General features: G+C 69.2%; 21 protein-coding genes. 17 read left to right on the top strand and 4 right to left on the bottom strand.

Annotated features, from left to right (window positions below; all coding sequences use genetic code 11):
* The first annotated feature begins 396 nt into the window (after window positions 1-396).
* The 6 genes from leuC to CXY76_RS17550 all read left to right on the top strand — a co-directional run bounded on the left by leuC (window position 397) and on the right by CXY76_RS17550 (window position 6,904).
* On the top strand, window positions 397-1,899 hold the full coding sequence (gene leuC / locus CXY76_RS17575) for a 3-isopropylmalate dehydratase large subunit (RefSeq protein WP_233199984.1): 1,503 nt from the start codon (window positions 397-399) through the stop codon (window positions 1,897-1,899).
* A gap of 11 nt (window positions 1,900-1,910) precedes the next feature.
* Entirely contained in the window at window positions 1,911-2,519 is a 609-nt protein-coding gene (gene leuD, locus CXY76_RS17570; RefSeq protein WP_104166779.1) for a 3-isopropylmalate dehydratase small subunit, read from the top strand.
* Window positions 2,520-2,602: 83 nt separating this feature from the next.
* On the top strand, window positions 2,603-3,931 hold the full coding sequence (gene murA, locus CXY76_RS17565; protein WP_104167394.1) for a UDP-N-acetylglucosamine 1-carboxyvinyltransferase: 1,329 nt from the start codon (window positions 2,603-2,605) through the stop codon (window positions 3,929-3,931).
* A gap of 67 nt (window positions 3,932-3,998) precedes the next feature.
* Entirely contained in the window at window positions 3,999-4,757 is a 759-nt protein-coding gene (locus CXY76_RS17560; protein ID WP_233199982.1) for a 1-acyl-sn-glycerol-3-phosphate acyltransferase, read from the top strand.
* A complete protein-coding gene (locus tag CXY76_RS17555; RefSeq protein ID WP_104166777.1) occupies window positions 4,747-5,874 on the top strand; it encodes an NAD(P)H-dependent glycerol-3-phosphate dehydrogenase in 1,128 nt (375 codons plus the stop codon). Before CXY76_RS17560 ends, CXY76_RS17555 begins: the two co-directional genes overlap by 11 nt.
* The gene (locus CXY76_RS17550; RefSeq protein ID WP_104166775.1) at window positions 5,777-6,904 is read left to right on the top strand and encodes a D-alanine--D-alanine ligase family protein; all 1,128 of its coding nucleotides are present in this window, start codon (window positions 5,777-5,779) and stop codon (window positions 6,902-6,904) included. Before CXY76_RS17555 ends, CXY76_RS17550 begins: the two co-directional genes overlap by 98 nt.
* Window positions 6,905-7,141: 237 nt before the next feature.
* Here CXY76_RS17550 and CXY76_RS17545 read toward each other — a convergent pair whose 3' ends face one another.
* On the bottom strand, window positions 7,142-7,672 hold the full coding sequence (locus CXY76_RS17545; protein ID WP_104166773.1) for a DUF3515 domain-containing protein: 531 nt from the start codon (window positions 7,670-7,672) through the stop codon (window positions 7,142-7,144).
* Window positions 7,673-7,696: 24 nt separating this feature from the next.
* Between CXY76_RS17545 and thiL the strand changes: the two genes are divergently transcribed.
* The gene (thiL, locus tag CXY76_RS17540) at window positions 7,697-8,686 is read left to right on the top strand and encodes a thiamine-phosphate kinase (RefSeq protein ID WP_104166771.1); all 990 of its coding nucleotides are present in this window, start codon (window positions 7,697-7,699) and stop codon (window positions 8,684-8,686) included.
* 25 nt (window positions 8,687-8,711) lie between these two features.
* On the opposite strand, the gene CXY76_RS17535 is transcribed toward thiL, so the two are convergent.
* Both CXY76_RS17535 and rsmD read right to left on the bottom strand, forming a co-directional pair.
* Window positions 8,712-9,299, bottom strand: a complete 588-nt coding sequence (locus CXY76_RS17535) for a flavodoxin domain-containing protein (RefSeq protein WP_199190350.1) — start codon at window positions 9,297-9,299, stop codon at window positions 8,712-8,714.
* 43 nt (window positions 9,300-9,342) lie between these two features.
* Window positions 9,343-9,921, bottom strand: a complete 579-nt coding sequence (rsmD, locus tag CXY76_RS17530; protein WP_104166769.1) for a 16S rRNA (guanine(966)-N(2))-methyltransferase RsmD — start codon at window positions 9,919-9,921, stop codon at window positions 9,343-9,345.
* A gap of 84 nt (window positions 9,922-10,005) precedes the next feature.
* Between rsmD and CXY76_RS17525 the strand changes: the two genes are divergently transcribed.
* From CXY76_RS17525 to mutM, 9 genes are all read left to right on the top strand, one after another.
* Window positions 10,006-12,243, top strand: a complete 2,238-nt coding sequence (locus tag CXY76_RS17525; RefSeq protein ID WP_104166767.1) for an ATP-dependent DNA helicase RecG — start codon at window positions 10,006-10,008, stop codon at window positions 12,241-12,243.
* An 85-nt stretch (window positions 12,244-12,328) separates the two neighbouring features.
* Complete coding sequence (gene coaD / locus CXY76_RS17520) at window positions 12,329-12,817, top strand: pantetheine-phosphate adenylyltransferase (RefSeq protein ID WP_104166765.1); 489 nt, start codon at window positions 12,329-12,331, stop codon at window positions 12,815-12,817.
* Window positions 12,818-12,957: 140 nt separating this feature from the next.
* Window positions 12,958-13,893, top strand: coding sequence for a MoxR family ATPase (locus tag CXY76_RS17515; protein WP_233200072.1), 936 nt, complete (start codon window positions 12,958-12,960; stop codon window positions 13,891-13,893).
* A 29-nt stretch (window positions 13,894-13,922) separates the two neighbouring features.
* Complete coding sequence (locus tag CXY76_RS17510) at window positions 13,923-15,338, top strand: DUF58 domain-containing protein (protein WP_104166761.1); 1,416 nt, start codon at window positions 13,923-13,925, stop codon at window positions 15,336-15,338.
* Entirely contained in the window at window positions 15,335-17,635 is a 2,301-nt protein-coding gene (locus CXY76_RS17505) for a DUF3488 and transglutaminase-like domain-containing protein (RefSeq protein WP_104166759.1), read from the top strand. Before CXY76_RS17510 ends, CXY76_RS17505 begins: the two co-directional genes overlap by 4 nt.
* A gap of 11 nt (window positions 17,636-17,646) precedes the next feature.
* Window positions 17,647-18,219, top strand: coding sequence for a DUF177 domain-containing protein (locus CXY76_RS17500; protein ID WP_369826175.1), 573 nt, complete (start codon window positions 17,647-17,649; stop codon window positions 18,217-18,219).
* A gap of 2 nt (window positions 18,220-18,221) precedes the next feature.
* Window positions 18,222-18,425 (top strand): 50S ribosomal protein L32, encoded by a 204-nt coding sequence (rpmF, locus tag CXY76_RS17495; protein ID WP_066596228.1) that lies wholly within the window; start codon window positions 18,222-18,224, stop codon window positions 18,423-18,425.
* Between the two features lie 134 nt (window positions 18,426-18,559).
* A complete protein-coding gene (rnc, locus tag CXY76_RS17490; RefSeq protein WP_104166757.1) occupies window positions 18,560-19,237 on the top strand; it encodes a ribonuclease III in 678 nt (225 codons plus the stop codon).
* Between the two features lie 3 nt (window positions 19,238-19,240).
* Complete coding sequence (gene mutM, locus CXY76_RS17485) at window positions 19,241-20,215, top strand: bifunctional DNA-formamidopyrimidine glycosylase/DNA-(apurinic or apyrimidinic site) lyase (RefSeq protein WP_104166755.1); 975 nt, start codon at window positions 19,241-19,243, stop codon at window positions 20,213-20,215.
* Here the strand turns inward: mutM and CXY76_RS17480 are convergent.
* The gene (locus tag CXY76_RS17480) at window positions 20,166-21,287 is read right to left on the bottom strand and encodes a GNAT family N-acetyltransferase (protein WP_104166753.1); all 1,122 of its coding nucleotides are present in this window, start codon (window positions 21,285-21,287) and stop codon (window positions 20,166-20,168) included. The genes mutM and CXY76_RS17480 overlap by 50 nt on opposite strands.
* Window positions 21,288-21,423: 136 nt before the next feature.
* Between CXY76_RS17480 and smc the strand changes: the two genes are divergently transcribed.
* The gene (smc, locus tag CXY76_RS17475) at window positions 21,424-24,969 is read left to right on the top strand and encodes a chromosome segregation protein SMC (RefSeq protein ID WP_104166751.1); all 3,546 of its coding nucleotides are present in this window, start codon (window positions 21,424-21,426) and stop codon (window positions 24,967-24,969) included.
* Window positions 24,970-25,005: the final 36 nt, after the last annotated feature.

Here is a 25,005-nt window from a genome sequence, read left to right as displayed (position 1 = left end):
CGGTTTTTTGGGGCAAAGCTCACAGTTCGCGGGCTCTACCTGGCCCACCCTCGCTGGTCGAGCCTGTCGAGACCTGGTGAGGTGTGTGAGTTGGGTGAGTTGTGTGTGCTGGCCGGGTCTCGGCAAGCTCGACCGACGACGGGGCGGGGGCGTCGCGCGGGTCGCGACCGGAGACATCCGTGAACCGTGAGAAAAGCACCAGGATGCGCGGATTTTTGGGCCAAAGCTCACAGTTCGCGTACCCGAGAAGACGGATCCCGGCCGCAGTGTTAGCCTGAGGTGTGCTGCAACGTGGACTTCTTCTTCTGTGCCGCGACGAGTCTCGTATCTAACAAGGCCCACTCGTCGCGGAGTTTGTCGTTGGCTGACCACCGTTCCCGAGGAAGACGCACGAACATGACTAACGCAGTGAACCCCGATTCACCCATGCCGGACATCCGCCCCCGCACCCTGGCCGAGAAGGTCTGGGACAAACACCTGGTTGCCAAGGGCGAGAACGGCACCCCTGACCTCATTTACATCGACCTGCACCTCGTGCACGAGGTCACCAGCCCGCAGGCCTTCGACGGCCTGCGCCTGGCCGGGCGCCCGGTTCGCCGGCCCGATCTGACGATCGCGACCGAGGACCACAACACGCCGACCCTGGCGATCGACCGGCCCATCGCCGATCTCACCAGCCGCACCCAGATCGAGACCCTGCGCAAGAACTGCGCCGAGTTCGGCATCCGCCTGCACTCGCTGGGCGACATCGAACAGGGCATCGTGCACGTCGTCGGCCCGCAGCTGGGCCTGACCCAGCCGGGCATCACCGTCGTCTGCGGCGACTCGCACACCTCCACGCACGGGGCCTTCGGCGCCATGGCGCTGGGCATCGGCACCAGCGAGGTGGAGCACGTCATGGCCACCCAGACGCTGCCGCTCAAGCCGTTCAAGACCATGGCCATCACCGTCGACGGCACCCTGCGCCCCGGCGTCACCGCCAAGGACATCATCCTCGCCGTGATCGCCAGGATCGGCACCGGCGGCGGCCAGGGCTACGTGCTCGAATACCGTGGCAGCGCCATCCGTGCTCTCTCCATGGAGGGACGCATGACGATCTGCAACATGTCGATCGAGGCCGGCGCCCGTGCCGGCATGGTCGCGCCGGACGCCACGACCTACGCCTACCTCAAGGGCCGCGCCCACGCGCCAGACGGCGCCGACTGGGACGACGCCGTTGCGTACTGGGACACCCTGGCCACCGACGAGGGCGCCACCTTCGATGCCGAGGTCATCCTCGACGCCGACACCCTCGAACCGTTCGTGACCTGGGGCACCAACCCCGGCCAGGGCGTCTCGCTCAGCGACACCGTGCCCAACCCCGCCGAGATCGACGACGCCAACGAGCGCAGCGCCGCCGAACGCGCCCTCGAGTACATGGACCTGGCCGCCGGCACCGCCATGAAAGACATCCGCGTCGACACCGTGTTCCTCGGCTCCTGCACCAACAGCCGGGTCGAAGACCTGCGGGCCGCCGCCGAGATCATCAAGGGCAAGTCCATCGCCGACGGCGTGCGGATGCTCGTGGTGCCCGGGTCCGCCCGCGTGCGGATCGAAGCCGAGGCCGAGGGCCTGGACCAGATCTTCCTCGCCTTCGGCGCCGAATGGCGTTTCGCCGGCTGCTCGATGTGCCTGGGCATGAACCCGGACCAGCTGGCCCCGGGGGAGCGTTGCGCCTCCACCAGCAACCGCAACTTCGAGGGACGGCAGGGCAAGGGCGGACGCACCCACCTGGTCTCCCCGCTGGTGGCCGCGGCCACCGCCATCCGCGGCACCCTCTCGAGCCCATGGGACCTCGTCCAGGACGGCACGCTCGGCCATGACGCCGTTCCCGCCGTTTTCGTCCCCGCCAGCCTCTAGGAGCAGTCGTCATGCAGAAATTCACCACCGTCACCGGTGTCGCCGTTCCCATGCGCCGCTCGAACGTCGACACCGACCAGATCATCCCTGCCGTGTTCCTCAAGCGGGTCACCAAGACCGGATTCGAGGACGCCCTCTTCTACGGCTGGCGCCAGGATCCTGAGTTCATTCTCAACCAGGAACCGTACAAGAACCCCAAGGTCCTGGTCGTCGGCGCCGATTTCGGCACCGGATCATCCCGGGAACACGCCGTCTGGGCCCTCCGCGATTTCGGATTCGATGTCGTGCTGAGTCCCCGGTTCGGCGACATCTTCCGGGGCAACTCGGGCAAGCAAGGCCTGCTCGCAGGCCAGATCAGCGAGGAGGACGCCGAGACCCTCTGGCGCGTTCTCGAGGCCGAGCCCGGAATAGAACTGACAGTGGATCTGGTTGCATACACTGCCAGTGTCGGCGACCTCACAGTCTCATTCGAGGTCGACGAATACACTAGATGGCGACTGCTGGAAGGCCTTGACGACATCGGCCTGACCCTGCGCGACGAAGCGCGAATCGCAGAATTCGAATCCCACAGGGAGCCCTGGCGCCCCCGCACTCTCCCCGCAAGGCAGGTAAATTTGTGATCATCGTCGGCGACAACGCGCAGGTTCGCGAAAACATTCAGGACACAGCAGAGCGCGGAAACGCGCAGAGTCACGGAGCCAATGTGGGCCTGGTCGGCGACAAGATCACCATCCGCGGTGGCCGTCCCCTGGTCGGCCGCATCGAGGTCAAGGGTGCCAAGAACCTGGTCACCAAGGCCATGGTCGCCGCGCTGCTCGGCGAAACCCCGAGCATCCTGCGTGACGTGCCGAACATCAGCGACGTGCGCATCGTCCGCGGCCTTCTCGAGGCCCACGGTGTCAAGGTGACCGAGGGCGACGAACCCGGCAGCCTGATGCTCGACCCGGTGGACGTGGAGAGCGCGCACTACGCCGACATCGACGCCCACGCCGGTTCCTCCCGCATCCCGATCCTGTTCTGCGGCCCGCTGCTGCACCGCCTCGGTGAAGCCTTCATTCCCGACCTCGGCGGCTGCCGCATCGGCGACCGCCCCATCGACTACCACCTGGAGGTGCTGCGCAAGTTCGGCGCGGTCGTCGAGAAGCAGGAGAGCGGCATCCGCATGTCGGCGCCGAACGGCCTCAAGGGCACCAAGGTGGAGCTGCCGTACCCGAGCGTGGGCGCCACCGAGCAGGTGCTGCTGACCGCCGTGCGTGCCGAGGGCATCACCGAGCTCAAGAACGCGGCCATCGAGCCCGAGATCATGGATCTCATCAACATCCTGCAGAAGATGGGTGCCATCATCACGGTCGACACCGACCGGGTCATCCGCATCGAGGGTGTCGACAGCCTGCAGGGCTACCAGCACCGTGCCCTGTTCGACCGCAACGAGGCCGCCAGCTGGGCCGCCGCAGCGCTGGCCACCGATGGCGATATCTTCGTCGGCGGAGCCAAGCAGGCCGAGATGCTCACCTTCCTCAACGTCTTCCGCAAGGTCGGCGGCGCGTTCGACATCCACGACGACGGTATTCGCTTCTACCACCCGGGCGGCGACCTCAAGCCCGTCATCATCGAGACGGATGTCCACCCCGGCTTCATGACGGACTGGCAGCAGCCGCTCGTGATCGCGCTCACCCACGCCCACGGCGTGTCGATCGTGCACGAAACCGTCTACGAGCAGCGCTTCGGCTTCGTCGACGCCCTGGTCGAGATGGGCGCCACCATCCAGATCCACCGTGAATGCCTCGGCGGGCACCCGTGCCGCTTCGGTCAGCGCAACTTCAACCACTCCGCCGTCATCGCCGGCCCCACCAAGCTGGTCGGCGCCGACATCGAGGTTCCCGACCTGCGCGGTGGCTTCAGCCACCTCATCGCGGCCCTCACGGCCGAGGGAACCTCCACCGTGAGCAACGTTGGAATCATCAGCCGTGGGTACGAGAACTTCATCACCAAGCTGCGTCTGTTGGGGGCTGACTTCGATCTCGAAGGATAATGGCACTGTGCCAGATACAGACGTGCCAGATTCCACCGCGCCAGATTCCCCTTCTCCGTCGTCACCGGTGACGAGAACCGGCAGGGTGCGCTCCGAGAAGAGCAAGCCCTCGATCTTCTGGCTGCTTGCGGTGCTTGTCGTACCCGCGATGAACCTGGCCGCCCGCTACAAGATCACCGACGGCCACAAGTTCCCCCGTGAGGGCGCGTTCGTTTTCTCGCCCAACCACTACAGCGAGATCGACCCGATCGTGATGGGCATGGTCAGCTGGAAGCTCGGCCGGCTGCCGCGGTTCCTGGCCAAGGCGTCGCTGTTCAAGCTGCCCGTGGCCGGCTGGCTGTTGAAGAAGTCCGGCCAGATTCCGGTGCAGCGCGGCGGCTCGGTGCGCGGCAGCGAGCCCGTCAAGGCTGCCCGTTTGCTCGTCGAGCGCGGCCAGATGGTGGTCGTGTACCCGGAAGGGTCCCTCACCCGTGACCCGGGTATGTGGCCCATGCGGGGCAAGAGTGGCGCCGTGCGGATTGCCCTGGAGCAGGGCATCCCGATCGTGCCAGCGGCGCACTGGGGCACCCAGCAGCTCATGGAGCGGTACTCCAAGAAGCTGCACCTGTTCCCGCGCAAGACCATCCTGGTCAAGATCGGCGACCCGATCGATCTGGCCGAGTTCCGCGACCGCCCTCTCAACTCGGCGACGCTGAACGAGGCGACTGCCGTGGTGATGGACGCCATCACCGCCCTGCTCGAGGACCTTCGCAACGAGACCGCACCGGCCACGCGCTGGAACCCCTCTGAGCACGATCAGAAAGAGACCGGCCGTTTTGAAGCCTAGAGTTCAGCCAGGCACCCGCGTCGCCGTTCTCGGCGCCGGGAGCTGGGGCACCACGTTCGCGAAAATCCTCACCGACGGCGGAGCGGATGTGATGCTCTGGGCCCGCCGCCCCGAACTGGCGAGGGAGATCACCGAGGGCCGGCGCAACAGCGACTACCTGCCCGGCATCAACCTGCCCGTCGGCCTCCGAGCCACGTCCAGGCTCGATCTGGCCCTCGCCGGCGCCGAGCAGGTCTTCGTCTCGGTGCCCAGCCAGTCCCTGCGTGAGAACCTCATCCAGGCCGAGCCGTTCCTGGCGCCCAACGCCATCATCGTGTCGCTGATGAAGGGCGTCGAACGCTCTTCCGGGCTGCGGATGAGCGAGATCATCGAGCAGGTCCTGCCGATCGACCCGGCCCGCATCGCCGCGATCTCCGGGCCCAACCTGGCCCTGGAGATCGCCAAGGAGCAGCCCACCGCCGCCGTGGTCTCCTCGTCGAGCCTGGAGACCGCGCATGCCGTGGCCCTGCTGGCCACCACGAAGTACTTCAGGTCGTACGTGAACACCGATGTCATCGGCACCGAGTTCGGCGGCGTGCTGAAGAACCTCATCGCCGTGGCGATCGGCATCGTCGACGGTGTCGGCTACGGCGAGAACACCAAGGCGTCGATCATCACTCGCGGCCTCGTGGAGATGACCGACTTCGCCGTGGCCTACGGCGCCCAGCCGGAGACCCTCGCGGGCCTCGCGGGCCTCGGCGACCTCATCGCGACCTGCCAGTCGCCGCTCTCCCGCAACAACACCGCCGGCCGGCTGCTCGGCCAGGGCTACAGCTACAACGACGTCATCGCGCAGATGCAGCAGACTACCGAGGGGCTCGCATCCGTGAGCCCCATCCTCGAGTTGGCGCGTGCCAAGGGTGTCGACATGCCCATCGTCGAACAGGTACGCCAGGTGCTGGCGGGTACGCTGAAGCCGCGGGATATTGCGCCGCACCTCACGACTGACTCCGGCGCACCGCAGGGTGAAAGGACCATTGATGACGGACAAGCTCACGGTAGCGCTGCTGTTTGGGGGGCGTTCAAGCGAACATTCGATCAGCTGCGCCACAGCGGGCGGGGTACTGGCCGCAATTGACCGGGACCGCTACACCGTTATCCCGGTTGGCATCACCCGCGACGGCACCTTCGTTCTCGAAGATGACGACCCGACCAAGTTCGCGCTGACCGCAGCCGCCCTGCCCGAGGTCACCGACAACGGAACCCGGGTGCTCTGGCCCGACAGCGCGCGAAGCAGCGAACTCATCGTCGTCGACGACTCCGGCCGCCGGAGCCTCGGCTCGATCGACCTGGTGTTCCCGATCCTGCACGGACCATACGGCGAAGACGGCACCGTGCAGGGGATGCTCGAACTCGTGGACCTGCCGTTCGTCGGCTCGGGCGTGCTCGCGTCCGCGCTGGGAATGGACAAGCACTTCACCAAGACCGTCCTGCAGCAGGCCTCGCTGGCCGTGGCCCCCTGGCGCACCATCACCGCAGACGACTGGGCCGACGCGCCGGGGATGGCGTACGCCGCCCTGGAAGAACTGGGCCTGCCCGCCTTCGTCAAGCCGGCCAGGGCCGGCTCCAGCGTCGGTGTGAGCCGGGTCGCGAGCTCCGACCAGCTGGCCGAGGCGATGGCCGTGGCGCTGGCCGAAGACGACAAGGTGCTCATCGAGGCGGGCCTGGTGGGCCGCGAACTCGAGGTCGCCGTGCTGCAGGGGCGCCCCGGCGAACCGGCGCACGCCTCGGTTGCCGGGGAGGTCGTGGTCACCGGTCGCGACTTCTACGACTTCGCGGCCAAATATCTCGACGCCGCGGGCATCGAACTGCTCTGCCCCGCGGACCTCGCTCCGGCGGACCTGGCCGAGATGCAGCGCATCGCGGTGCGCGCGTTCGAGGCCATCGACGCCGGCGGCCTGGCCCGGGTGGACTTCTTCCTCACCGCCGACGGCTGGGTGATCAACGAGATCAACACCATGCCCGGCTTCACCCCTATCTCGATGTTCCCCAGCTGCTGGCTGGCCAGCGGGTACACCTACCCGCAGCTGATCGACGAGCTCATCGAGGTGGCCCTGGCCCGCGCTGCGCACCGACGCCGCCGCACCTCCGCCGTCGTCACCGAGTAGCGCAGGCGCCGGCATCACGTGCCGTGCAATGCCCCTTCAGGTGCTCTGAAGGGGCATTTGCCGTAAGTCGATGGATGCGTCCTCCGCGACGTGCCGCAAAGTGCCCCCTGGGTCGCTCTGAAGGGGGCGTTTGCCGTAAGTCGACGGGTGCGCCCTCCGCGACTTGCCGCAGGATTCCGCTTTCGCGGTGGCGAAGGGGGATTTTGCGGCAACTCGGTGAGGAGGGGGCGTCAGCTCTCAGGGCGCGGGGGTCTCGGCGGGGAGGGTCACGTCGTCGGCGCCGAGGCACTGCTTGGAGGCGGGAACGTTCGCGACGGCCGCGGCGAGGTCGACCAGCGTGGTCGATCCGCTGACCAGTCCGGAGTCGAGGTAGACCTCTGTGGCCGGCTCACGCCCGTAGGTGGTGTACCGGTACATGGGCGCCTCGCTGTCGTCCTCGATCCAGTCGATGCCGTTGATGCTCACGCAGGGCATTGTGGTGGGGCCGGGCACCTCGACGCCGCAGGTGAGCAACACCGCGCTGGGGTCGCCCCAGGCGCCGGTGCCCTGAGCGTTCGTCTCGCGTTCGGGCTGATCGGCCACGGTGGTCGGCAGGCGCACGATGATGTCGGCGCAGGCCGGGTTCTCCGCATCCGCTGCCGGCTGCATCGGAACCGCGGCGGCGCAGCCGGTGAGCACCACGGCGGCGGCCGCGAGCAGAAGCGCTGTCGCGGCGCGGCGGCCGGTGCTGTGGGGGAGCCGGCGCGGGAGGGTGAACTGGAGAGTCATCACATTCAGGTTACCGTTTGAAGCATGACGAATGCTTCCGACCAGACCCTGGCCGACCTCAGCGAGGGTGAAGTGCTCGCCCGCATCTTCCCGCGCCTGCCGCACGCCGACACCGAGCTGCTCGGACCGGGTGACGACGCCGCCGTGCTCGCCGCGGCCGACGGCCGGTTCGTCGTCACCTGCGACATGATGATCCAGGGCCCGGACTTTCGGCTGGCCTGGTCGACGCCGCACGACCTGGGCTGGAAGGCCGCCGCCACGAACCTGTCCGATGTCGCAGCGATGGGCGCCAGGCCCACTGCCCTCGTGGTGGCCATCGCCGCTCCGCCGTCAACGCCGATCTCGGTCATCCTCGGCATCGCCGACGGGTTGCGCGACGGCTGTGAGGCGCTGGCGCCGGGCTGCGGGGTCGTGGGCGGGGACCTGTCCGCGTCCGATGCCCTCACCCTCTCGATCACGGCCTTCGGCGATCTCGAGGGTCGCTCGCCCGTGCTGCGTTCGGGTGCCAGGCCGGGGGATGTCGTTGCCCACGCGGGACGTCTGGGCGAGGCCGGCATCGGCCTCGGGCTGCTGTTCCGTTTCGGTGTGGACGCCGACGGGGTGCCCAGTCGCGCGGCCGCCGACGCCCTCAAGCTGCGCGAGCCCCGGTTCGTCGAAGCGCAGCTCGCGCCGGTTCCGCCGATCCGGCTGGGCACTGTCGCGGCGGCCGCCGGAGCGACGGCCATGCTCGACGTGTCCGACGGCCTGGCCATCGATGCGGGCCGGCTCGCCAGGGCCAGCGGCGTCGGCGTCGATTTCGATTCAGCGGAGCTCGGTGATCAGCGGGAGCTGGCCCTGGGCGGGGGAGAGGACCACGGCCTGTTGGCCACCTTCCCGCCCGACGTGACGCTCCCCGCCGGATTCCGGCGCCTCGGCACCGTCACCGGCGAGTCGGGGATCGTGCTCGTTGACGGCGAGCCGCACACCCAGGGTGGCTGGGACCCGTACCGGGGCTGGGACGGCGCCACAACCTAGGTCGCCGCCCGAAGCGTCGGCCGCCTCAGGCGGGCTTGACCAGGGTGCGGGCGATCTCTCGGGCCCAGGCCTCGATTTCCGGCCAGTCCCGGAAGTCGCCTGCCGGGATCTTCTCTGCCGCGCCGGGGAATTTGCGGATCACCCGGTGACCCAGGCTCAGGGCCTCCGGATCGATGGCGCCGGAGAACACCCTGTGGCCGACCGGGCGCACGGTGTTGGTGAAGTCGGCGATCTCCGCCGGCTCGTCACGACCGTTCACGTCGCTTCCGTCGCTTCCGTCGGCAGCCCCGGTCGCCGGTCCGAGCGGGCCGCTGCTGAACAGCCAGACCCGGTGTTCGAGGAGGGTGGGCTGGTGGCGGCGCACGAAGGTCGTCGCATCCTTGAGCCAGCGGCCCATGTACACGGCGCTGCCCACCACGAAGGCGTCGAAACCCGCCACTTCCGCTGCGTGCGGGGGCTGCGCGGCGTCGTAGACGCGTGCGTCCAGGCCGGCGAGGCCGAGCTCGGCGCCGATTCGTTCGGCGATGCCCAGCGTGGCGCCGTACTGGCTGGCACAAACAACCGCTACACGCACGGGGTCGACCTTTCGGATGCGGTGGACGACGTTGCCCACGCACCTAACGTTAGGCGCAAAAACCCGTTCTGACCAGCCCTCTTCAGAGGTCCGGGCCGGCTACCCCGGCGTACCAGAGGGTGGTGTCGCCGTAGTTCTTGCGGCGTTCCAGCACAAGGCCCGGCCCCCAGGTGGGTTCCGGCGACCGGGACGAGCGTTCCACCACCACGAGGGCGTCGGGGTCGAGGAGCGGCGTCAGGGCGGCGAGGTTCGCCGCCAGTTCGGCGTCGGCGAGATCGTACGGCGGGTCGAGGAAGACCAGGTCGAAGCCGTCGGGGGTGCCGGCCAGGAAGGACTGCACGGCCTGGCTGGACACGGAGATCGAGAGGTTCGCGCCCTTCGGGGCGGCCTTCTGCACGGCGGCGGCGTTCCTGCGGCAGGTCTGACTGGCCGCGAAGCCGTTCTCGACGAGGGTGACCACCCGGGCGCCGCGGCTGGCGGCCTCGAGGCCGAGCGCGCCCGACCCGGCGTACAGGTCGAGCACCCTGTAGTCACGGATGGCGTCACGTGCGTCGAGTGCCGAGAACAGCGCTTCACGCACTTGGTCGCTGGTGGGCCTGGTGCCCTTGGCCGGCACGGTGAGGGTGAGGGAGCCGGCGAACCCGGCGACAATTCGCGTCATTTGCCTTCGAGCCTAGCCGCCACGCGCCATCCACAGTCTGCGTCGTCGACGCCCGGCGTCGGTGGGGACGTTTAGCATCGGAGTATGACCGGTTCGGATGCCGACGCCACCCCGCGCGACCCCTTCGACGACCCCGCCCCACTGGGGCTGGACTCCCCGCTGCGCCTCGTGCTGGCCGCGGGCCCGGCCACCGTGCTGGCCAAGGCCTTCGGCATGGCCACGGTGGGCGACCTGCTCAGTCACTACCCGCGGCGCTACGCCCGGCGCGGCGAGCTCACGACGCTGGCCGAACTGCCCCTCGACGAAGCCGTCACGGTGCTGGCCGAGGTGATCTCGGTGACTGTTCAGGATTACGGCCGCGCGCAGCCGGGCAAGAAGGCTTTGCACCGCACCAAGGTGGTGATCTCCGACGGCCACGGGATGCTCCCGCTCACCTTCTTCAACAAGCCGTGGCTGATCAAGACCCTGCGACCGGGTATGCGCGGGATGTTCTCCGGCAAGGTCACGGTCTTCAACAAGGCCCGCCAGCTCGCTCAGCCCGATTACCAGATCGTGCCCGGCAGTGACGAACCCATGGATGCCACGATCTCGCCGGCTGATGCGGCGGAGGCCCGGCTCTGGGGGCAGCGGCCCATCCCCATCTATCCGGCCACCGCGGCCATGACCAGCTGGCAGATCGCGAAGATCATCGTCGACGTGCTGGGGCAGCTCGGCCCCGTCGACGACCCGATCCCGGAACAGATGCGCCTGGAGCGGTCCCTGCTCAGGCACCGCGACGCGCTCACCCTCATCCACCGCCCCGTCACCGACGAGGAGTGGAACGCGGCCAGGACCACGCTGCGCTTCACCGAGGCCTTCGTGCTGCAGTGCGTGCTGGTGCAGCAGCACACCGAGCACCGGGCCCTGCGCACCCGGTCGCGGCAGCCGGTCCCCGGCGGCTACCTGGAACGGTTCGACGCGACGCTGCCCTTCGCCCTCACCGTCGACCAGGAGATCACCGGCGCCGAGATTCTGCGGGACATCGCCCTGACCGCCCCGATGAACCGGCTCGTGCAGGGCGAGGTCGGCTCCGGCAAAACCGTGGTCGCCCTGCGCGCCATGCTCGCGGTGGCCGATTCCGGCGGCCAGGCGGCGCTGTTGGCCCCCACCGAGGTGTTGGCCGGGCAACACCTGCGCTCGATCGCCCGCATCCTGGGCCCGGACCTCACCGCCGAAATGATGCCCACCCTGCTCACCGGCCAGCTCCCCGTCGCCGAGCGGCGCAAGGCCCTGCTGCGCACGGTGTCCGGCCAGGCGCGCATCGTGATCGGCACCCACGCCCTGCTCAGCGACACCGTCGGATTCTTCGACCTCGGCCTGGTCGTCATCGACGAGCAGCACCGCTTCGGCGTCGACCAGCGCGAGGCCCTGCGCCAGAAGGCGGAGCTGCCCCCGCACGTTCTGGTGCTCACGGCCACGCCCATTCCGCGCACCATCGCGATGACGGTGTTCGGCGACCTCGACGTGAGCACCATCGCCATGCTCCCGTCGGGGCGCCCGGGCATCGAGAGTTTTGTGGTGCCCCTCGACGAAAAACCGGCCTGGGTGGTGCGGGTCTGGCAGCGGGTGTCCGAGGAACTCGCGCTCGGCCGCCAGTGCTTCGTGGTGTGCCCGGCGATCGCACCGAAGAAGCTTGAGCAGGGCGACGAGATCGACTTCGACGCCACCCCGATGACCACCGTCGAGGAGCTCACCGCCGAACTCCACCGGCATCCGCTGCTGCGCAGCGCCCGGATCGAACCGCTGCACGGCGCCATGAGCGCCGACGAGAAAGACGCCACCATGCAGGCCTTCGCGGCCGGTGACATCCAGGTGCTCGTGGCCACCACCGTCATCGAGGTCGGCGTCGACGTGCCCAACGCCTCTGTGATGGTCGTGATGGATGCCCACCGCTTCGGCGTGTCCCAGCTGCACCAGTTGCGTGGCCGGGTGGGCCGCGGCGGCGTGCCCGGGCTGTGCCTGCTGGTGACGGCGGCGCCGGCGGGGTCTCCGGCGCGGGACCGCATCGAGGCCGTCGCGAACACCCTCGACGGTTTCGTCCTGGCGCAGGTCGACCTCGAGCAACGGCAGGAGGGCGATGTGCTCGGTCGATTCCAGTCCGGCGGCCAGTCGTCGCTGCGCCTGCTCCGCGTGGCGACCGACGGCGACATCATCGCGGACGCCAGGACCGCGGCCCGCGAACTCATCGGGGGCGACCCGGAGATCCGCACCATGCCGGCGTTGCGGGCGGCCGTGCGCCGACGTCTCGACGACTCGGAACGCGCCGCGCTCTCGAAAGGCTGAACGTGTCATCGCCGGTGTCTTAACGTCTGGGAAATCCGTCCGGACCGGGCAGCGGGCACTGCAAGCTGGCGCTAGGGTGAACCGTATGCGCAGGATCGCCGTCGTACCTGGTTCATTCGACCCCGTCACACTGGGGCATCTCGATGTGATCCACCGAGCGGCGGGACTGTACGACGAGCTGCACGTTCTCGTGGTGCACAACCCGGGCAAATCGGCGCTGCTGCCCATCACCCAGCGGGTGTCCCTCATCGAGCGGGCGATCATCGAGGCCGAACTGCCGGGCAACATCATCGTCAGCTCCTGGAGCATGGGCCTGCTCGTCGACTACTGCGTCGACGTGGGCGCCAGCGTGCTGGTCAAGGGCATCCGCTCTCAGATCGACGTGGCCTACGAGACCCCGATGGCCATCGTGAACCGCAACCTCGCGGGAGTGGAAACCATCTTCATGCTGCCGGACCCCGCGCACGCCCACGTGTCCAGCTCCCTGGTGCGTCAGGTCGCCGCCCTCGGCGGTGACATCGCCCCGTACGTGCCGCCCGCCGTCGCGGCCTTCCTGAATCGACCGCTCGCATGAACGCGTTTCCGGGACGCTGGGTCTCGGAGTCGGCCGTGGCCGGCACGTCGACGGTCGGCATGGCCTCCCGCAGCGCCATCGATGTGGACGGAGAAACCGACGTGGCTCTAGCCGACGTGCAGGGAGCCGCCCTCGCGATCATGCGCAACGTCGAGTCCGTCATCGACGGCAAGCACTCCGCGGTGCAGATCGCGCTCACGGTTTTGCTCGCCGAAGGGCATCTCCTCATCGAGGACGTGCCAGGGGTGGGCAAGACCATGCTCGCCAAGGCGCTGGCCAAGTCCGTGGACTGCAGCGTCAGCCGCATCCAGTTCACGCCCGACCTGCTGCCCTCGGATGTGACCGGGGTCTCGATCTACAACCAGGCCGAGCGGCGGTTCGAGTTCAAGCCCGGCGCCATCTTCGCGAACATCGTGATCGGTGACGAGATCAACCGGGCGAGTCCCAAGACCCAATCGGCGCTGCTCGAGTGCATGGAGGAACGCCAGGTCACCGTCGACGGCCACAGCTATCCGCTGGCCCGCCCGTTCGCCGTCGTCGCCACCCAGAACCCGATCGAGATGGAGGGCACCTACGCCCTCCCCGAGGCCCAGCGCGACAGGTTCATGGCGCGCATCTCGATGGGATACCCCGACCCGGCGTCCGAGCTGTCGATGCTCGATTCCCGGGACCTGACCAGCCCGCTGGCCCGGATCGACGCCGTGGTCACCGGCGCTCAACTGCGCGGCATGATGTCGGCCGCACGCAGCGTGTTCGCCTCGGGGGCGGTCAAGGAATACGCGGTCGCCGTGGTGCGGGCTACCCGTGACGACCGCGACCTGCGTTTGGGCGCGAGCCCACGGGCGACGCTGCAACTCATCAGGGCGGCGAAGGCGCAGGCGGCGCTGCACGGCAGGGAGTATGTGCTTCCCGACGACATCGACTCGCTCGCCGTCGCCGTGCTCGGCCACCGTTTGGTGCCCACCACCCGGGCACTGGGCCATCGATCCCAGGACAGCGCCCTGCTCATCGAGGAGACGGTCAGGCGAATCCTTGCGGCCACGCCCGTGCCGACGGGGTCGCAGGGCCGCCTGTAGCGGGCGGCACACATCGTAGTCATCATGGGATGCAAGCGCAGTTGGACGTGACGCAGATGAGCATGACCCGGATCGACCTGTCCAGGGCACGCGGCCGGGCCCGCCGTCGGGTGCGCCCCACCGTGCGCGGGGCCGTCTTCCTGGGCGCCGGGGCGGTGCTCTTCGCGCTCGCCTGGGCCTACGAAGAACGGGACCTCCTGTTCGTGGCCGGAGTGCTGCTCCTGGTTCCGACCCTGGCCCTCGGCTTCGTCCTGGTGCATCCGCTGCGCGTGTCCGTCACCCGCACGTTCAGACCCGGCACGGTGTCAGCGGGGTCCAGTGCCGCCGTGACGATCCAGATCCGCAATCTCGTCCCCACCCCCCTTCTCGGCCTGCGCTGGCGCGACACGGCTGTCAGGGGCGTCACCGTGCCACCGAGCCAGCCGCTGCGGGCCCTCGCTCCGGCACGCTCCGGGCGCTCAGGAGCCGCAGACACCGTGGTGGTGAGCTATCAGCTGCGACCCTCCCGGCGGGGTGTGTACCCGGTCGGCCCGCTGATGCTCGGCCGGACGGACCCCTTCGGACTCGCCTACAGCGAATGGCCCGTGGGCGCGCCGCACGATCTGACCGTGACGCCCAGGGTCACGTCGCTGCCGGGCAACGGTGTGTCGATCACCACGGGTGAGGGCTCCCGCCACGAACGCGTCCGGCACCTGAACAACGACTCCGATGAGTTGATCGCCCGGGAGTACCGGCCGGGAGACCCGATGCGCAGGGTCAACTGGCCGGCGACCGCCCGGCATGGCGAGATCATGGTGCGGCAGGAGGAGCAACGCAGCCATCCCGAAGCGCGCATCATCCTCGACACCACCCGCGGCGGGCGGGGCGCCGACCGCGGGCACGACGCCGAGTTCGAGCTGGCCATGGAGTTGGCCGCGTCGGTGGCCGTGCATCTGCTCGAGGGCGGGTTCAGGCTTGATGTGGTGGAGCTCGGCCCGTGCCAACTCATCCCCGTGCGGCCCCTGGCGGGGGACCCCCGGGTTCCGCACGATCCGGACGACGGGCGGCGAGGTGGCCTGCGCGGGGACGACCCGGCCTCGTTCACGGGGCCGGAAGGGGTGCTCGGACTGGTCGACGCACTGGCGATCGTGGTCCAACGCGATCGGGTTGCCCGCACCGCGAACGATGATGATGCGCTCCACCCCGGCCGCCGGCCGGCTGCGGCTCTGGGCCGCCAGGTTCCGTCCTTCGCGGTTCTCGTCGATGTCGGCCCCGCCGACACGAGAGACCTGGTGGCCATGCGCGGCCTCTGCCAGCCCGCCGTCGCGTTCGTGTTCGACACGATGAGCGCCGACTCGATCGAACGCCTGATCGAGGCCGGCTGGCAGTGCGTGCCGGTGGACGCCGCGACACCGGTCGCGGCGGCGTGGGCTCAGGCCGGCCAGGACAAGGCGGCAACACGATGACCAGGACTGACGTCGTGCGCTGGCCGCTCACCCTGGCGCTGCTGGTGCTGCTGATGACCGGATGCGCAGCCCTGGGCGTGGTGCTGGCGGGGTCGTCGTGGTGGTTGGTGCTGTTGATCGTGGCGAGCGTCGTGCTCGTCGGTTCGGCGGGGTTGCGTCGGGCGGGGGTGCACCGTGCGGTCGTGCCCCTGCTGTCAATGGGTGGGCTCATCGTGCTGCTCACGCTGTTCTTCGGCGGCGGCACCGGACTGCTCTGGCTGGTTCCCACCGGGGAAACAGTCACGCGATTCACCGACCTGGCCACCAGTGGTGTGCGCTCCATTCAGACGCAGGGCACTCCGGCCCAGGTGCTGGACGGCATCCTGTTCCTGCTGGCCGTGGGGGTGGGCCTGTTGGCCATCCTGATGGACGTTCTCGCGATCGGCCTGGGCCGGCCCGCGCTGGCCGGGATCCCGGCCCTGGTGCCCGTTGCGGTACCCGGTTTTGTGGTGTCCGCCGGTGCGGACTGGGTCGCCCTCGTTGCGACAGCCGCCGCCTATCTGCTCCTCCTGCGCATCGATGTGCACCTGCGGGGAATGCGGGTCAACCGGCAGGCGGGCGGGCGGGGAACGGGGATCACGGGTGCGACGGGGGCCGTGCGCGGCGCCATCGTCATCGGTGCCATCGGCATTGTCGGTTCCCTGGTCTTCAGCCTGTCGGCACCGGTGATCTCCGGCGGAGCCTTCGGCTCGGGGTCCAGCAGCGCGCTGTTCGGCTCCGGGGTCAGCCAGCTGATCGAGCTCGGCCAGGACCTGCGCAGACCCACGGCCGGTCCCGCGCTGCACTACCGCACGACGGCCATCGAGCAGCCGTACCTCGCGCTGCGCACCTACGATGACATCAAGGGCACCAGCTGGCTGCCCAGACCCATCGAGGTCGACGAAGACCTGACCGTCGACGCGATCGCGAGCCCGCCGGGGCTCTCCGAACGGGTGGCCAGGACCGAGGTCAGCACGCTCATCGAGATCGACGGGGTCCGCACCGACATGTTGCCGGTCCCGGTACCGGCCACGAGCGTGGACGGGCTCACCGGGGACTGGTACTGGTCCGAAGACACCCGGGACATCTCGAGCACCGACAGCACGACCAGCGGGCAGGACTACGTGGTGACATCCCTCGAACTGCAGCCCACCAGGGAACAGCTCCGAGAGTCCGGCGGCCGGTACCCCGTGGCGATCGAGCCGAGCCTGTTCCTGCCGATGGGAACGCCGGAGATCATCGGCGAAACCGCGCGAATCGTCAGCCAGGGCACCCCGTCGAACTACGACGCCGCCGTGGCCATCCAGGATTACCTGCGCGGAAGCGAGTTCAGGTACGACACCGAGGCGCCGGTCGAGGAGGGCTACGACGGCGGGGGAGCGGATGTCATCGCCACGTTCCTCGAGGTCAAGAGCGGATATTGTGTGCACTTCGCCTCGGCGATGGCCCTGATGTCCCGCAGCCTGGGCATCCCGGCCCGGCTCGCACTGGGGTATCTCCCCGGCACCCGCACGAATACAGTCGTCGACGGCCTGAACCAGTACAACGTGGACTCGCACGATCTGCACACCTGGCCCGAGCTCTACTTCGTCGGGGTCGGTTGGGTGCCGTTCGAACCGACACCGGGTCGGGGTTCGGTCCCTGACTACGCCGCGCCCGAGAGCTCCACGGCGTCCGGTGCGCCGGAAGCGGGCGAGGCTCCGTCGGTTGTGCCGCAGCCCAACGACAACCCTGGACTCCAGAGCGGTCCCGCGGACAGCCTGGCGGCCGAAGAGGATGAACTGCCAGGAACCCTCGCCAGGATCGGGCTGGTGGCGTTGGGCGTTCTGCTTCTCCTGCTCGCCCCCGGCGCTTTTCGCCTGGCCCGGCGGCGGCGGCGGCGGCGGCTCCTGGCGGCGAATCGGGCCGGCGCGGTGCTCGCCTGGCGCGAGCTGACCGACACCGCGGTGGATCACGGGCTGGAGGTCTATGACACCCTTACCGCGCGGGAGCTGGCCGACAGCATCCGGGACAGGCCCGGTGTCGGCGACACTCCCCGGGTGCGGGAGGCGCTCGAGCGGCTGCTGGTTGCCACGGAACAGACCCACTACGCACGCCGGGAGGGTGCGGTGGTGGACCGGGGCGCCGGGCTCCTGAACGATCTCGATGTCGTCATGCACGCCCTGCGGCACGGTTCCCGGGCCGTTCAACGGGCCAGGGCGCTGGTCTTCCCGGCATCGCTGACCTCGACGGCGCTGCGCCGGATGGGCCTGGCCGCCGGCACTCCCGGGGGCGCGTAGAATTTTCTCTTGTGATCAAGTTCAAGAAGACCCCGTACAAGGTTGACGTCCGCGACGTCATCAACCGCCCGGGAACGATGTACGAGCGCAACATCGACATCGTCGTACCCGACGACCTCGGTGAAGCGCTCGTTGCCGTGAAAGCCGGCTCCACCCTCGAGGCCGATCTGCGTCTGGAATGCATCCACGAGGGCATCCTGGTGACCGCCGATGTCACCGGAAAAGCCGCCGGAGAGTGCGGAAGATGCCTGATTGACATCGAATTGCCTGTCCGAGTTCATTTTGTGGAGCTTTTCGCGTACGATCTAGACGAAGCTTATGAGTGTGCGGTTCAAGATGACCACGTGGATCTTGAACCACTAATCAGGGATGCAGTGGTGTTGTCACTGCCGTTCCAGCCGGTTTGCCGGCGGGATTGCCCGGGTCTCGACCCAGAGACCGGGGAACGGCGTGCCACTTCCCCTGAACTCGAACCGAGTGACGTGCAGGATCCCCGCTGGTCCGCACTATTGGAATTCCAAGCTTCCGAAAGCATCAGCATGGATGACGACATCCAGGCTGTACCGGATAGAGAAGAGAAGTAGTCATGGCAGTCCCGAAGCGCAAGCAATCACGCTCCAACACCCGCTCACGCCGTTCCTGCTGGAAGGCCGAAGCCCCCACCCTGGTGAAGACCATGGAAAACGGCAAGGTCGTCTACAGCCTCCCGCACCGCGCGAAGGTCGTCACGGACGCCGCCGGCACCGCACTCTTCATGGAGTACAAGGGCCGTAAGGTCGCTGACGTTTAGTCAGAGCTTCAACCAAGGGGTGGTGCGCAACCGTGTCAGGTTCTGACGCAAATCCCGGAACAGATACTCCTGCAGCGGTCTCTGCTGCAGGAGTTTCTGCTGCCCGGGCACAGGCGGGGTCGCCGGAGAATCCGATGGTGGCCCTGCAGGAGATCCTCGGCGTGCAGGTCGACGCCGGTCTTCTCGAACTCGCGTTGACGCACCGCTCGTTCGCGTACGAGAACGGTGGCCTGCCCACGAACGAACGCCTGGAATTTCTGGGCGACTCGATTCTGGGCCAGGCGGTGACCGTGATGCTGTACCGCGACTACCCGCTGCTGCCTGAGGGTGACCTCGCCAAGCGCCGGGCCAGCCTGGTGTCCACGGCCGCCCTGTCCGAAGTCGCCCGCGGTATCGGGCTGGGCCGTTTTGTGCGCCTCGGACGTGGGGAGACCCTCACCGGTGGCCGCGACAAGTCGTCGATCCTGGCGGACACCGTCGAGGCCCTCATCGGCGCCGTCTACCTCGACACCGGCGTGGACGCCGCGACGCGTTTCGTGATGCGGCTGTTGCAGCCCATGCTGGCGGACCCGGGCCACTTCGGTATCTCGATGGACCCCAAGACCAGCCTGCAGGAGGCCGCCGCCCGGCTGGGAGCCGGAGTCCCGGTGTACACCGTCGCCGAGAGCGGACCGGACCACTCGAAGGTCTTCATCGCCACGGTGAACGTCGGCACCGCTGTGACGGCCACTGGCGAGGGAACCAGCAAGAAGCACGCCGAGATGGCCGCGGCCCTCGAGGCGTGGACCCGCCTGCGGGCCCTGCGCCGCTGAACCGTGCCTGAGCTTCCCGAGGTCGAGGTCGTTCGGGCGGGTCTGGAACCCGCGGTGTCCGGAGCCCTCGTGACGGGCGTCGAGATCTTCGACGAACGGTCCCTGCGTCGCCACGACAGGTCGCTCGGTGACTTCGAGGCGCTCGTGACCGGCACCCGGATCGAGGCCGCCGTGCGACGGGGCAAGTTCCTCTGGTTCCCCCTGGCGGTAGCACCGGGGGAGGCACCCGGTTCGGGCGCGCGCCGGGCCATCGTCGCTCACCTCGGGATGAGCGGACAGGTGCTGTTGCGCACCCCGGGCGAGACCCCGGAAAAGCTGCTGCGCATCCGCCTGACCCTGCAGCACCCCGAGCACGGCGAACTGGCCCTGCACTTCGTGGACCAGCGCATCTTCGGCAGCATGGCCGTCGACAGGATGCAGGCCACCGACGACGGCCGGTCGGCCGGGTACGCCGGGCCCGGCATGGCCCCAGGCCGGCCGGCTGCGGGCACGGCGGATGCGCTCCCGGACTGGTCTGGCCTCATCCCCAGCCAGGTGGCGCACATCGGCCGGGACCCGCTCGACCCGGCGTTCTCCGCCCCGGCCTTCTACACCGCGCTGGCCCGCACCAGGTCGGGCATCAAACGGGTGCTGCTCGACCAGCAGGTGGTCAGCGGGATCGGCAACATCTATGCCGACGAGGCCCTCTTCGACGCCCGGGTGCACTTCGACCAGCCGGCGGCGTCGCTGTCCGCGGCGAGCGCCCGTCGCCTCCTCACCGCCGTTCGTGCGATTCTGTTGCGGGCGCTGGCCGAGGGCGGCACCAGCTTCGACGCCCAGTACGTGAACGTCAACGGCCAGTCCGGCTACTTCGCGCACAGCCTCAATGCCTACGGTCAACACGGGAAGCCCTGCCCCCGCTGCGGCACCGACCTCGTGCGCGTCAAATTCATGAACCGCTCGTCGCACTACTGTCCGCGCTGTCAGCGGCTGCGCTGACCTTCCGCCAGGCACCCTCGTAGCCCATCGGCACGAAGCCGAGGGCCTCGTTCACGTCGAGCATGTAGCGGTTCTCCTCGGCGTTGAAGGTGGTCACCGCCGGGTGCCGGGGATACTCGCTGGCCAGGCTCTGCAGATTGGCCAGCTTCATGAGCATGCCGAGCCGGTGTCCGCGGTGCTCCCGAAGCACCAGCGTGTCCTCCTGCGTCACGGCGCGGCTGGGGTCGCTGGGCACCGACAGCTCCGTGAAACCGGCCAGGCGACCGCTGGGCAGGTGCAGGGCAGCGGTCACCAGCGCCCGGCCCGGGCCTGACTCGTACGCGTCCTGTTCGCTGCGCAGCCGTTCCACGCTCCAGATGTCCTCGGGCTCCTCCAGACCCGCCGTCGGGGCATCCGTCGACATACGGGTGTACAGCAGGGCGATGTCCTCGAGCCAGCGGTCCGGGGTGCGCCCGGTCCAGGACAACACAGTGTAATCCTCGCCGGCCCGGGCCGCCGCGGTGGCGAGCTGCCGGGTGAGAGAGGCCGGATCCACCGGCAGCTGCAGTCGGCTACCGCGTTCCACCTGCTCGAGCCGGTACCCCCTGTGCAGCAGAAAACGCACCTCGGGGTTGGCCAGGGGCACCGAGCCGAAACCCGTGGGCGCGGCGAGGCGTTCGCCGGGGCTGGGCGGTGAGACGGCATAGACCACCCTGCTGCTGCGGTGCTCGGTGGCGGCCAGGGTCTCCAGGACATCCGATAGCGCGGTGCCGATGCCCCGGCCCCGCCATTCGGGCAGGACCTCGACCGTGAACCAGGCGAACTCCGACGACGGGTCCGCTTGCGTTTCGTAGGCGGCGCGGCCCACGATCGCCCCAGCGACGCGCGCCACGAACATCCGCCGAGGGGAATGCTCGGGGGTGAGGTAGCCCGGGAGCAGCTCCTCGGCCGACTGGGCCAGCTCACCGGTGCCGTACGCGTGCGCCTCCACCCGGTTGCGCACGTCGACGGCGGCGACGAACTCCGGCCAGCCCGGCCCGCCGGGCGCCGCCGGAATGCTCAATTCATCGATGCCGAACGACCGACTCTCCATGTCCGCTGAGCCTAGACCCGGCGCCGCGGAAGCGACAGACGCCCGGAGGATCTCGGGGCGGGCCGATCCCAGTAAACGAGCGGTGGTCCGGTACCGTGGACTGAGCCAAGACACTGATGCGGGAAGGACGGCCGGGTTGTACCTGAAGAGCCTCACCCTCAAGGGTTTCAAGTCGTTCGCGCAGTCGACGACGTTCGCGTTCGAACCCGGGGTCACCTGCGTCGTGGGTCCCAACGGCTCCGGTAAGTCCAACGTTGTCGACGCCCTCGCCTGGGTAATGGGCGAGCAGGGCGTGAAGACGCTCCGCGGCGGCAAGATGGAGGACGTCATCTTCGCCGGCACCTCCACCAGGGGGCCGCTCGGCCGCGCCGAGGTGATCCTGTCGATCGACAACAGCGACGGGGCGTTGCCCATCGAGTACGCCGAGGTGACCATCGCGCGCACCCTGTTCCGCAACGGAGGCAGTGAGTACGCCATCAACGGCCGCACCTGCCGGCTGCTCGACGTGCAGGAACTGCTCAGCGACTCCGGTCTCGGCCGGGAGATGCACGTCATCGTCGGTCAGGGCCAGCTGGATGCCGTGCTGCGCGCCAGCCCGGAGGAACGCCGCGGGTTCATCGAGGAGGCCGCGGGAATCCTCAAACACCGTCGCCGCAAGGAAAAGACCGTGCGCAAGCTCGAGGCGATGCAGACCAACCTCACCAGGCTCAGCGACCTCGCCGCGGAGGTCCGCCGGCAACTCAAGCCGCTCGGCCAGCAGGCCCAGGTGGCCAGGCAGGCCCAGCAGATCGCCGCCACCGTGCGGGACGCGCGGGCGCGGCTGCTCGCGGACGACGTGATCGTGCTGCGCACCGCCCTGGACGCCCACGGCCGCACCGAAAGCGAACGGCACTCCGAACGCCTGGTGATCCAGGAGCAGCTCGACCACAACCAGGTGCGGGTTCGCCGGCTGGAGGACGCACAGGTCGGCGACGCCGTCGACACCGCCCGGCGCACCGCGTTCGCTCTCGAATCCGCCCAGGAACGACTGCGCGGGCTGTACACCCTCGCCAACCAACGGCTCGCCCTGCTGGGCGCTCAGGCCGAACCCGCCGAACGGGCGTCGAGCGTGACCCCGCAGCGCGTCGAGGATGCCGCGGCGGAGGTGGACCGCCTACGGGCGGGCATCACCACGGCCGAGGACGCCTGGGCCAGGGCGCGCACCACTGCGGCCTCGGTGCGGCGTGACCTGGACGCCGTCGACGAGGAGATCGCTGCGCAGTCCGCCCTCGTCTCGCGCCATGACCTCCAGGTGTCCCAGCTCGCCGGCGAGTTCGACACCGCGGCGTCCCGACTGGCCGCCGTGCGCGGGGAGGTGCTGCGCCAGCAGGGCGCCCTCGACTCCGCCCGCGACCGACTCGCCGCATCCCGGCAGCAGCTGGCCGACCTCGACGAGGACGCCGACGACGCAGCGACTGATGTCGACCTCGACGAGGTCGTGGAACTCGCCCAGGCCGAGGTGTCGCAGGCCGAGACCGAGATCGAACGGCTCCGCGAGCTCCTGCACGGCCAGGAACGGGAGCGGGATGCGCTGGCGGCCCGCACGGGCGCCCTCACCCTGGCGCTCGGCCAGAAGGACGGCTCCTCGGCCCTTCTCGAGGCGAACCTGGCCGGCATCCGCGGTCTGGTCGCCGAGGCCATGAGCGTGCAGCCCGGCTTCGAGCGCGCCATCGCGGCGGCGCTCGGCTCCCTCGCCGATGCCGTGGCCGCCGACGACCGGGATGCCGCCGTCGCCGCGGTCGGGCACGCGGACGCGCTGCACCTGGGCCGGGTGGAACTGGTGCTCGCCGGGGCCGAGGACGGCGGACCCGACGGGCCGGTTGCGGCGGTGGACCTCTCCGGCCTGCCCGGCGTCGTCGCCGCGCACACCGTCGTCGACGCGCCGCCCGGGGTGCTCGGGCTTCTCGAGCGCACCCTGATCGTGGACGATCTGACCGCCGCCGTCGCCGCATCCGATGCCCTGGCCGCATCCGGGCCGGACTCGGAAGTCACCATCATCACCCGCGCCGGGGATGTGCTCACCGCCCACGCGCTGCGCGGCGGGTCCGGCGCCGCCCCCAGCAAGCTGGAACTCGTCACCGAACGTGACGCGGCCGAACACCGACTGGCCGAGGTGACGAGCCTGATCACGACCGTCTCCGGTGACCTCGGCGAACAGCGCACCCTCCTGGCCGGCGCGAGGGACCAGGCGAGGTCGGCCCAGGCCAGGCTCAGCGAGCACAGCACCCGGGAGGCCGCCCGCGCCGACCGGCGCAACCGCCTCACCGTGCAGGTCGACGCCGCGACCGCGGATTTCGACAGGCTGTCGGCCGCGGCCGATCTCGCCTCCGCCGGTGTCGCCGATGCCGAGAGCGCCGCCACCAGGGCCGCCGCGGCCCTGGACACCAAACGTTCCGCGCCGCGGCCCATCCTCGACGTCACCGCCCGCGACACGCTGTACGCCGAGCTCGAGCGTGCCAGGGAAACCGAGATCGAGTCGCGTCTGCAGGTGGACACCGCCAGGGAGCGCCTGCGCGGCGGCCAGGCCCGGGTTCTCTCCCTGACCCGGCAACTCGAATCAGACCGGGCCGAGGCCGATGCCGCCGCCCGCCGGGCCGTTCTCCGCCGCCGCCAGGTGGATGCCGCCTCCGCCGTCGCCGACGCGCTGCCCCCGGTGCTCGCCTCGGTGGACGGCGCCGTGGTCCAGGCGCGTCAGCGGCTGGCCGTCGCGGAGGCGGAACGGACCAGCCAGAACGACGAGCTCAGCACACTGCGCCGCACCGAGAGCGAGCTGCGCAGCCGGTTGCAGGCCATCACGGAAAACGTGCACGGGCTCGAACTGGCCATCTACGAGAAGAAACTGCAGCTGTCGGCGCTGCTCGAGCGCGCAGCCAGCGAACTGGGCCTGGTGGAAGACGTCCTCGTCGACGAATACGGCCCGGACCAGCCGGTGCCCGCCGACGGCGACGGCGACGCCTCATCGGCCACGCCGTACGACCGGGAGGAACAGCGGGCGCGCCTGGCGGCCGCCGAGCGCAAGTATGCCCGACTGGGGCGGATCAACCCCCTCGCGCTCGAGGAATTCGCGGCCCTGGAACAACGCCACCTGTTCCTCACCGAGCAGCTCACCGACCTCACCACCACCCGGGCCGATCTGATGACCATCATCGAGGACATCGACGTGAAGATGGGGACCATATTCGCCAGCGCCTTCGAGGACACCCAGGCGGCCTTCGCCGAGGTGTTCCCGGTGCTGTTCCCCGGCGGAAGCGGCAGCATCCAGCTCACCGACCCCGCGGACATGCTCACCACCGGGATCGAGGTGTCGGTGAAGCCCGCCGGTAAGAAGATCGAGCGGCTCTCGCTGCTCTCCGGCGGCGAACGGTCGCTGGCGGCTGTGGCCCTGCTCATCGCGATCTTCAAGGCCCGGCCCAGCCCGTTCTACATCATGGACGAGGTCGAGGCCGCGCTGGACGACGCGAACCTGGGTCGGCTGCTGACCATCTTCGAGGATCTGCGGGCCACCAGCCAGCTCATCGTCATCACCCACCAGAAGCGCACCATGGAGATCGCGGATGCGCTCTACGGCGTCTCGATGCGGCAGGACGGGGTGTCGGCGGTGGTCGGCCAGCGCATCGTGCGCGAGGCGGAACAGGCCTCCTGAGCGACCGCCGGCACGGTGCTGCGCGGCCCAGCTCGG

Origin of the sequence: Cryobacterium sp. N22 (assembly GCF_002929555.1) — a bacterium.
Taxonomy (GTDB): domain Bacteria; phylum Actinomycetota; class Actinomycetes; order Actinomycetales; family Microbacteriaceae; genus Cryobacterium.
Note: the sequence above shows the minus strand (reverse complement) of the source record. Positions and strands in the feature narration are given on the sequence as shown.

Coding starts and splice junctions, on each gene's coding strand:
- CXY76_RS17515 (WP_233200072.1), top strand. CDS start 12,958: ATGCGCAACGTCGAGTCCGTCATCGACGGCAAGCACTCCGCGGTGCAG.
- coaD (WP_104166765.1), top strand. CDS start 12,329: ATGCGCAGGATCGCCGTCGTACCTGGTTCATTCGACCCCGTCACACTG.
- CXY76_RS17505 (WP_104166759.1), top strand. CDS start 15,335: ATGACCAGGACTGACGTCGTGCGCTGGCCGCTCACCCTGGCGCTGCTG.
- CXY76_RS17525 (WP_104166767.1), top strand. CDS start 10,006: ATGACCGGTTCGGATGCCGACGCCACCCCGCGCGACCCCTTCGACGAC.
- thiL (WP_104166771.1), top strand. CDS start 7,697: ATGACGAATGCTTCCGACCAGACCCTGGCCGACCTCAGCGAGGGTGAA.
- rnc (WP_104166757.1), top strand. CDS start 18,560: ATGGTGGCCCTGCAGGAGATCCTCGGCGTGCAGGTCGACGCCGGTCTT.
- CXY76_RS17480 (WP_104166753.1), bottom strand. CDS start 21,287: ATGGAGAGTCGGTCGTTCGGCATCGATGAATTGAGCATTCCGGCGGCG.
- rpmF (WP_066596228.1), top strand. CDS start 18,222: ATGGCAGTCCCGAAGCGCAAGCAATCACGCTCCAACACCCGCTCACGC.
- CXY76_RS17550 (WP_104166775.1), top strand. CDS start 5,777: ATGACGGACAAGCTCACGGTAGCGCTGCTGTTTGGGGGGCGTTCAAGC.
- leuD (WP_104166779.1), top strand. CDS start 1,911: ATGCAGAAATTCACCACCGTCACCGGTGTCGCCGTTCCCATGCGCCGC.
- CXY76_RS17510 (WP_104166761.1), top strand. CDS start 13,923: ATGCAAGCGCAGTTGGACGTGACGCAGATGAGCATGACCCGGATCGAC.
- CXY76_RS17545 (WP_104166773.1), bottom strand. CDS start 7,672: ATGACTCTCCAGTTCACCCTCCCGCGCCGGCTCCCCCACAGCACCGGC.
- rsmD (WP_104166769.1), bottom strand. CDS start 9,921: ATGACGCGAATTGTCGCCGGGTTCGCCGGCTCCCTCACCCTCACCGTG.
- leuC (WP_233199984.1), top strand. CDS start 397: ATGACTAACGCAGTGAACCCCGATTCACCCATGCCGGACATCCGCCCC.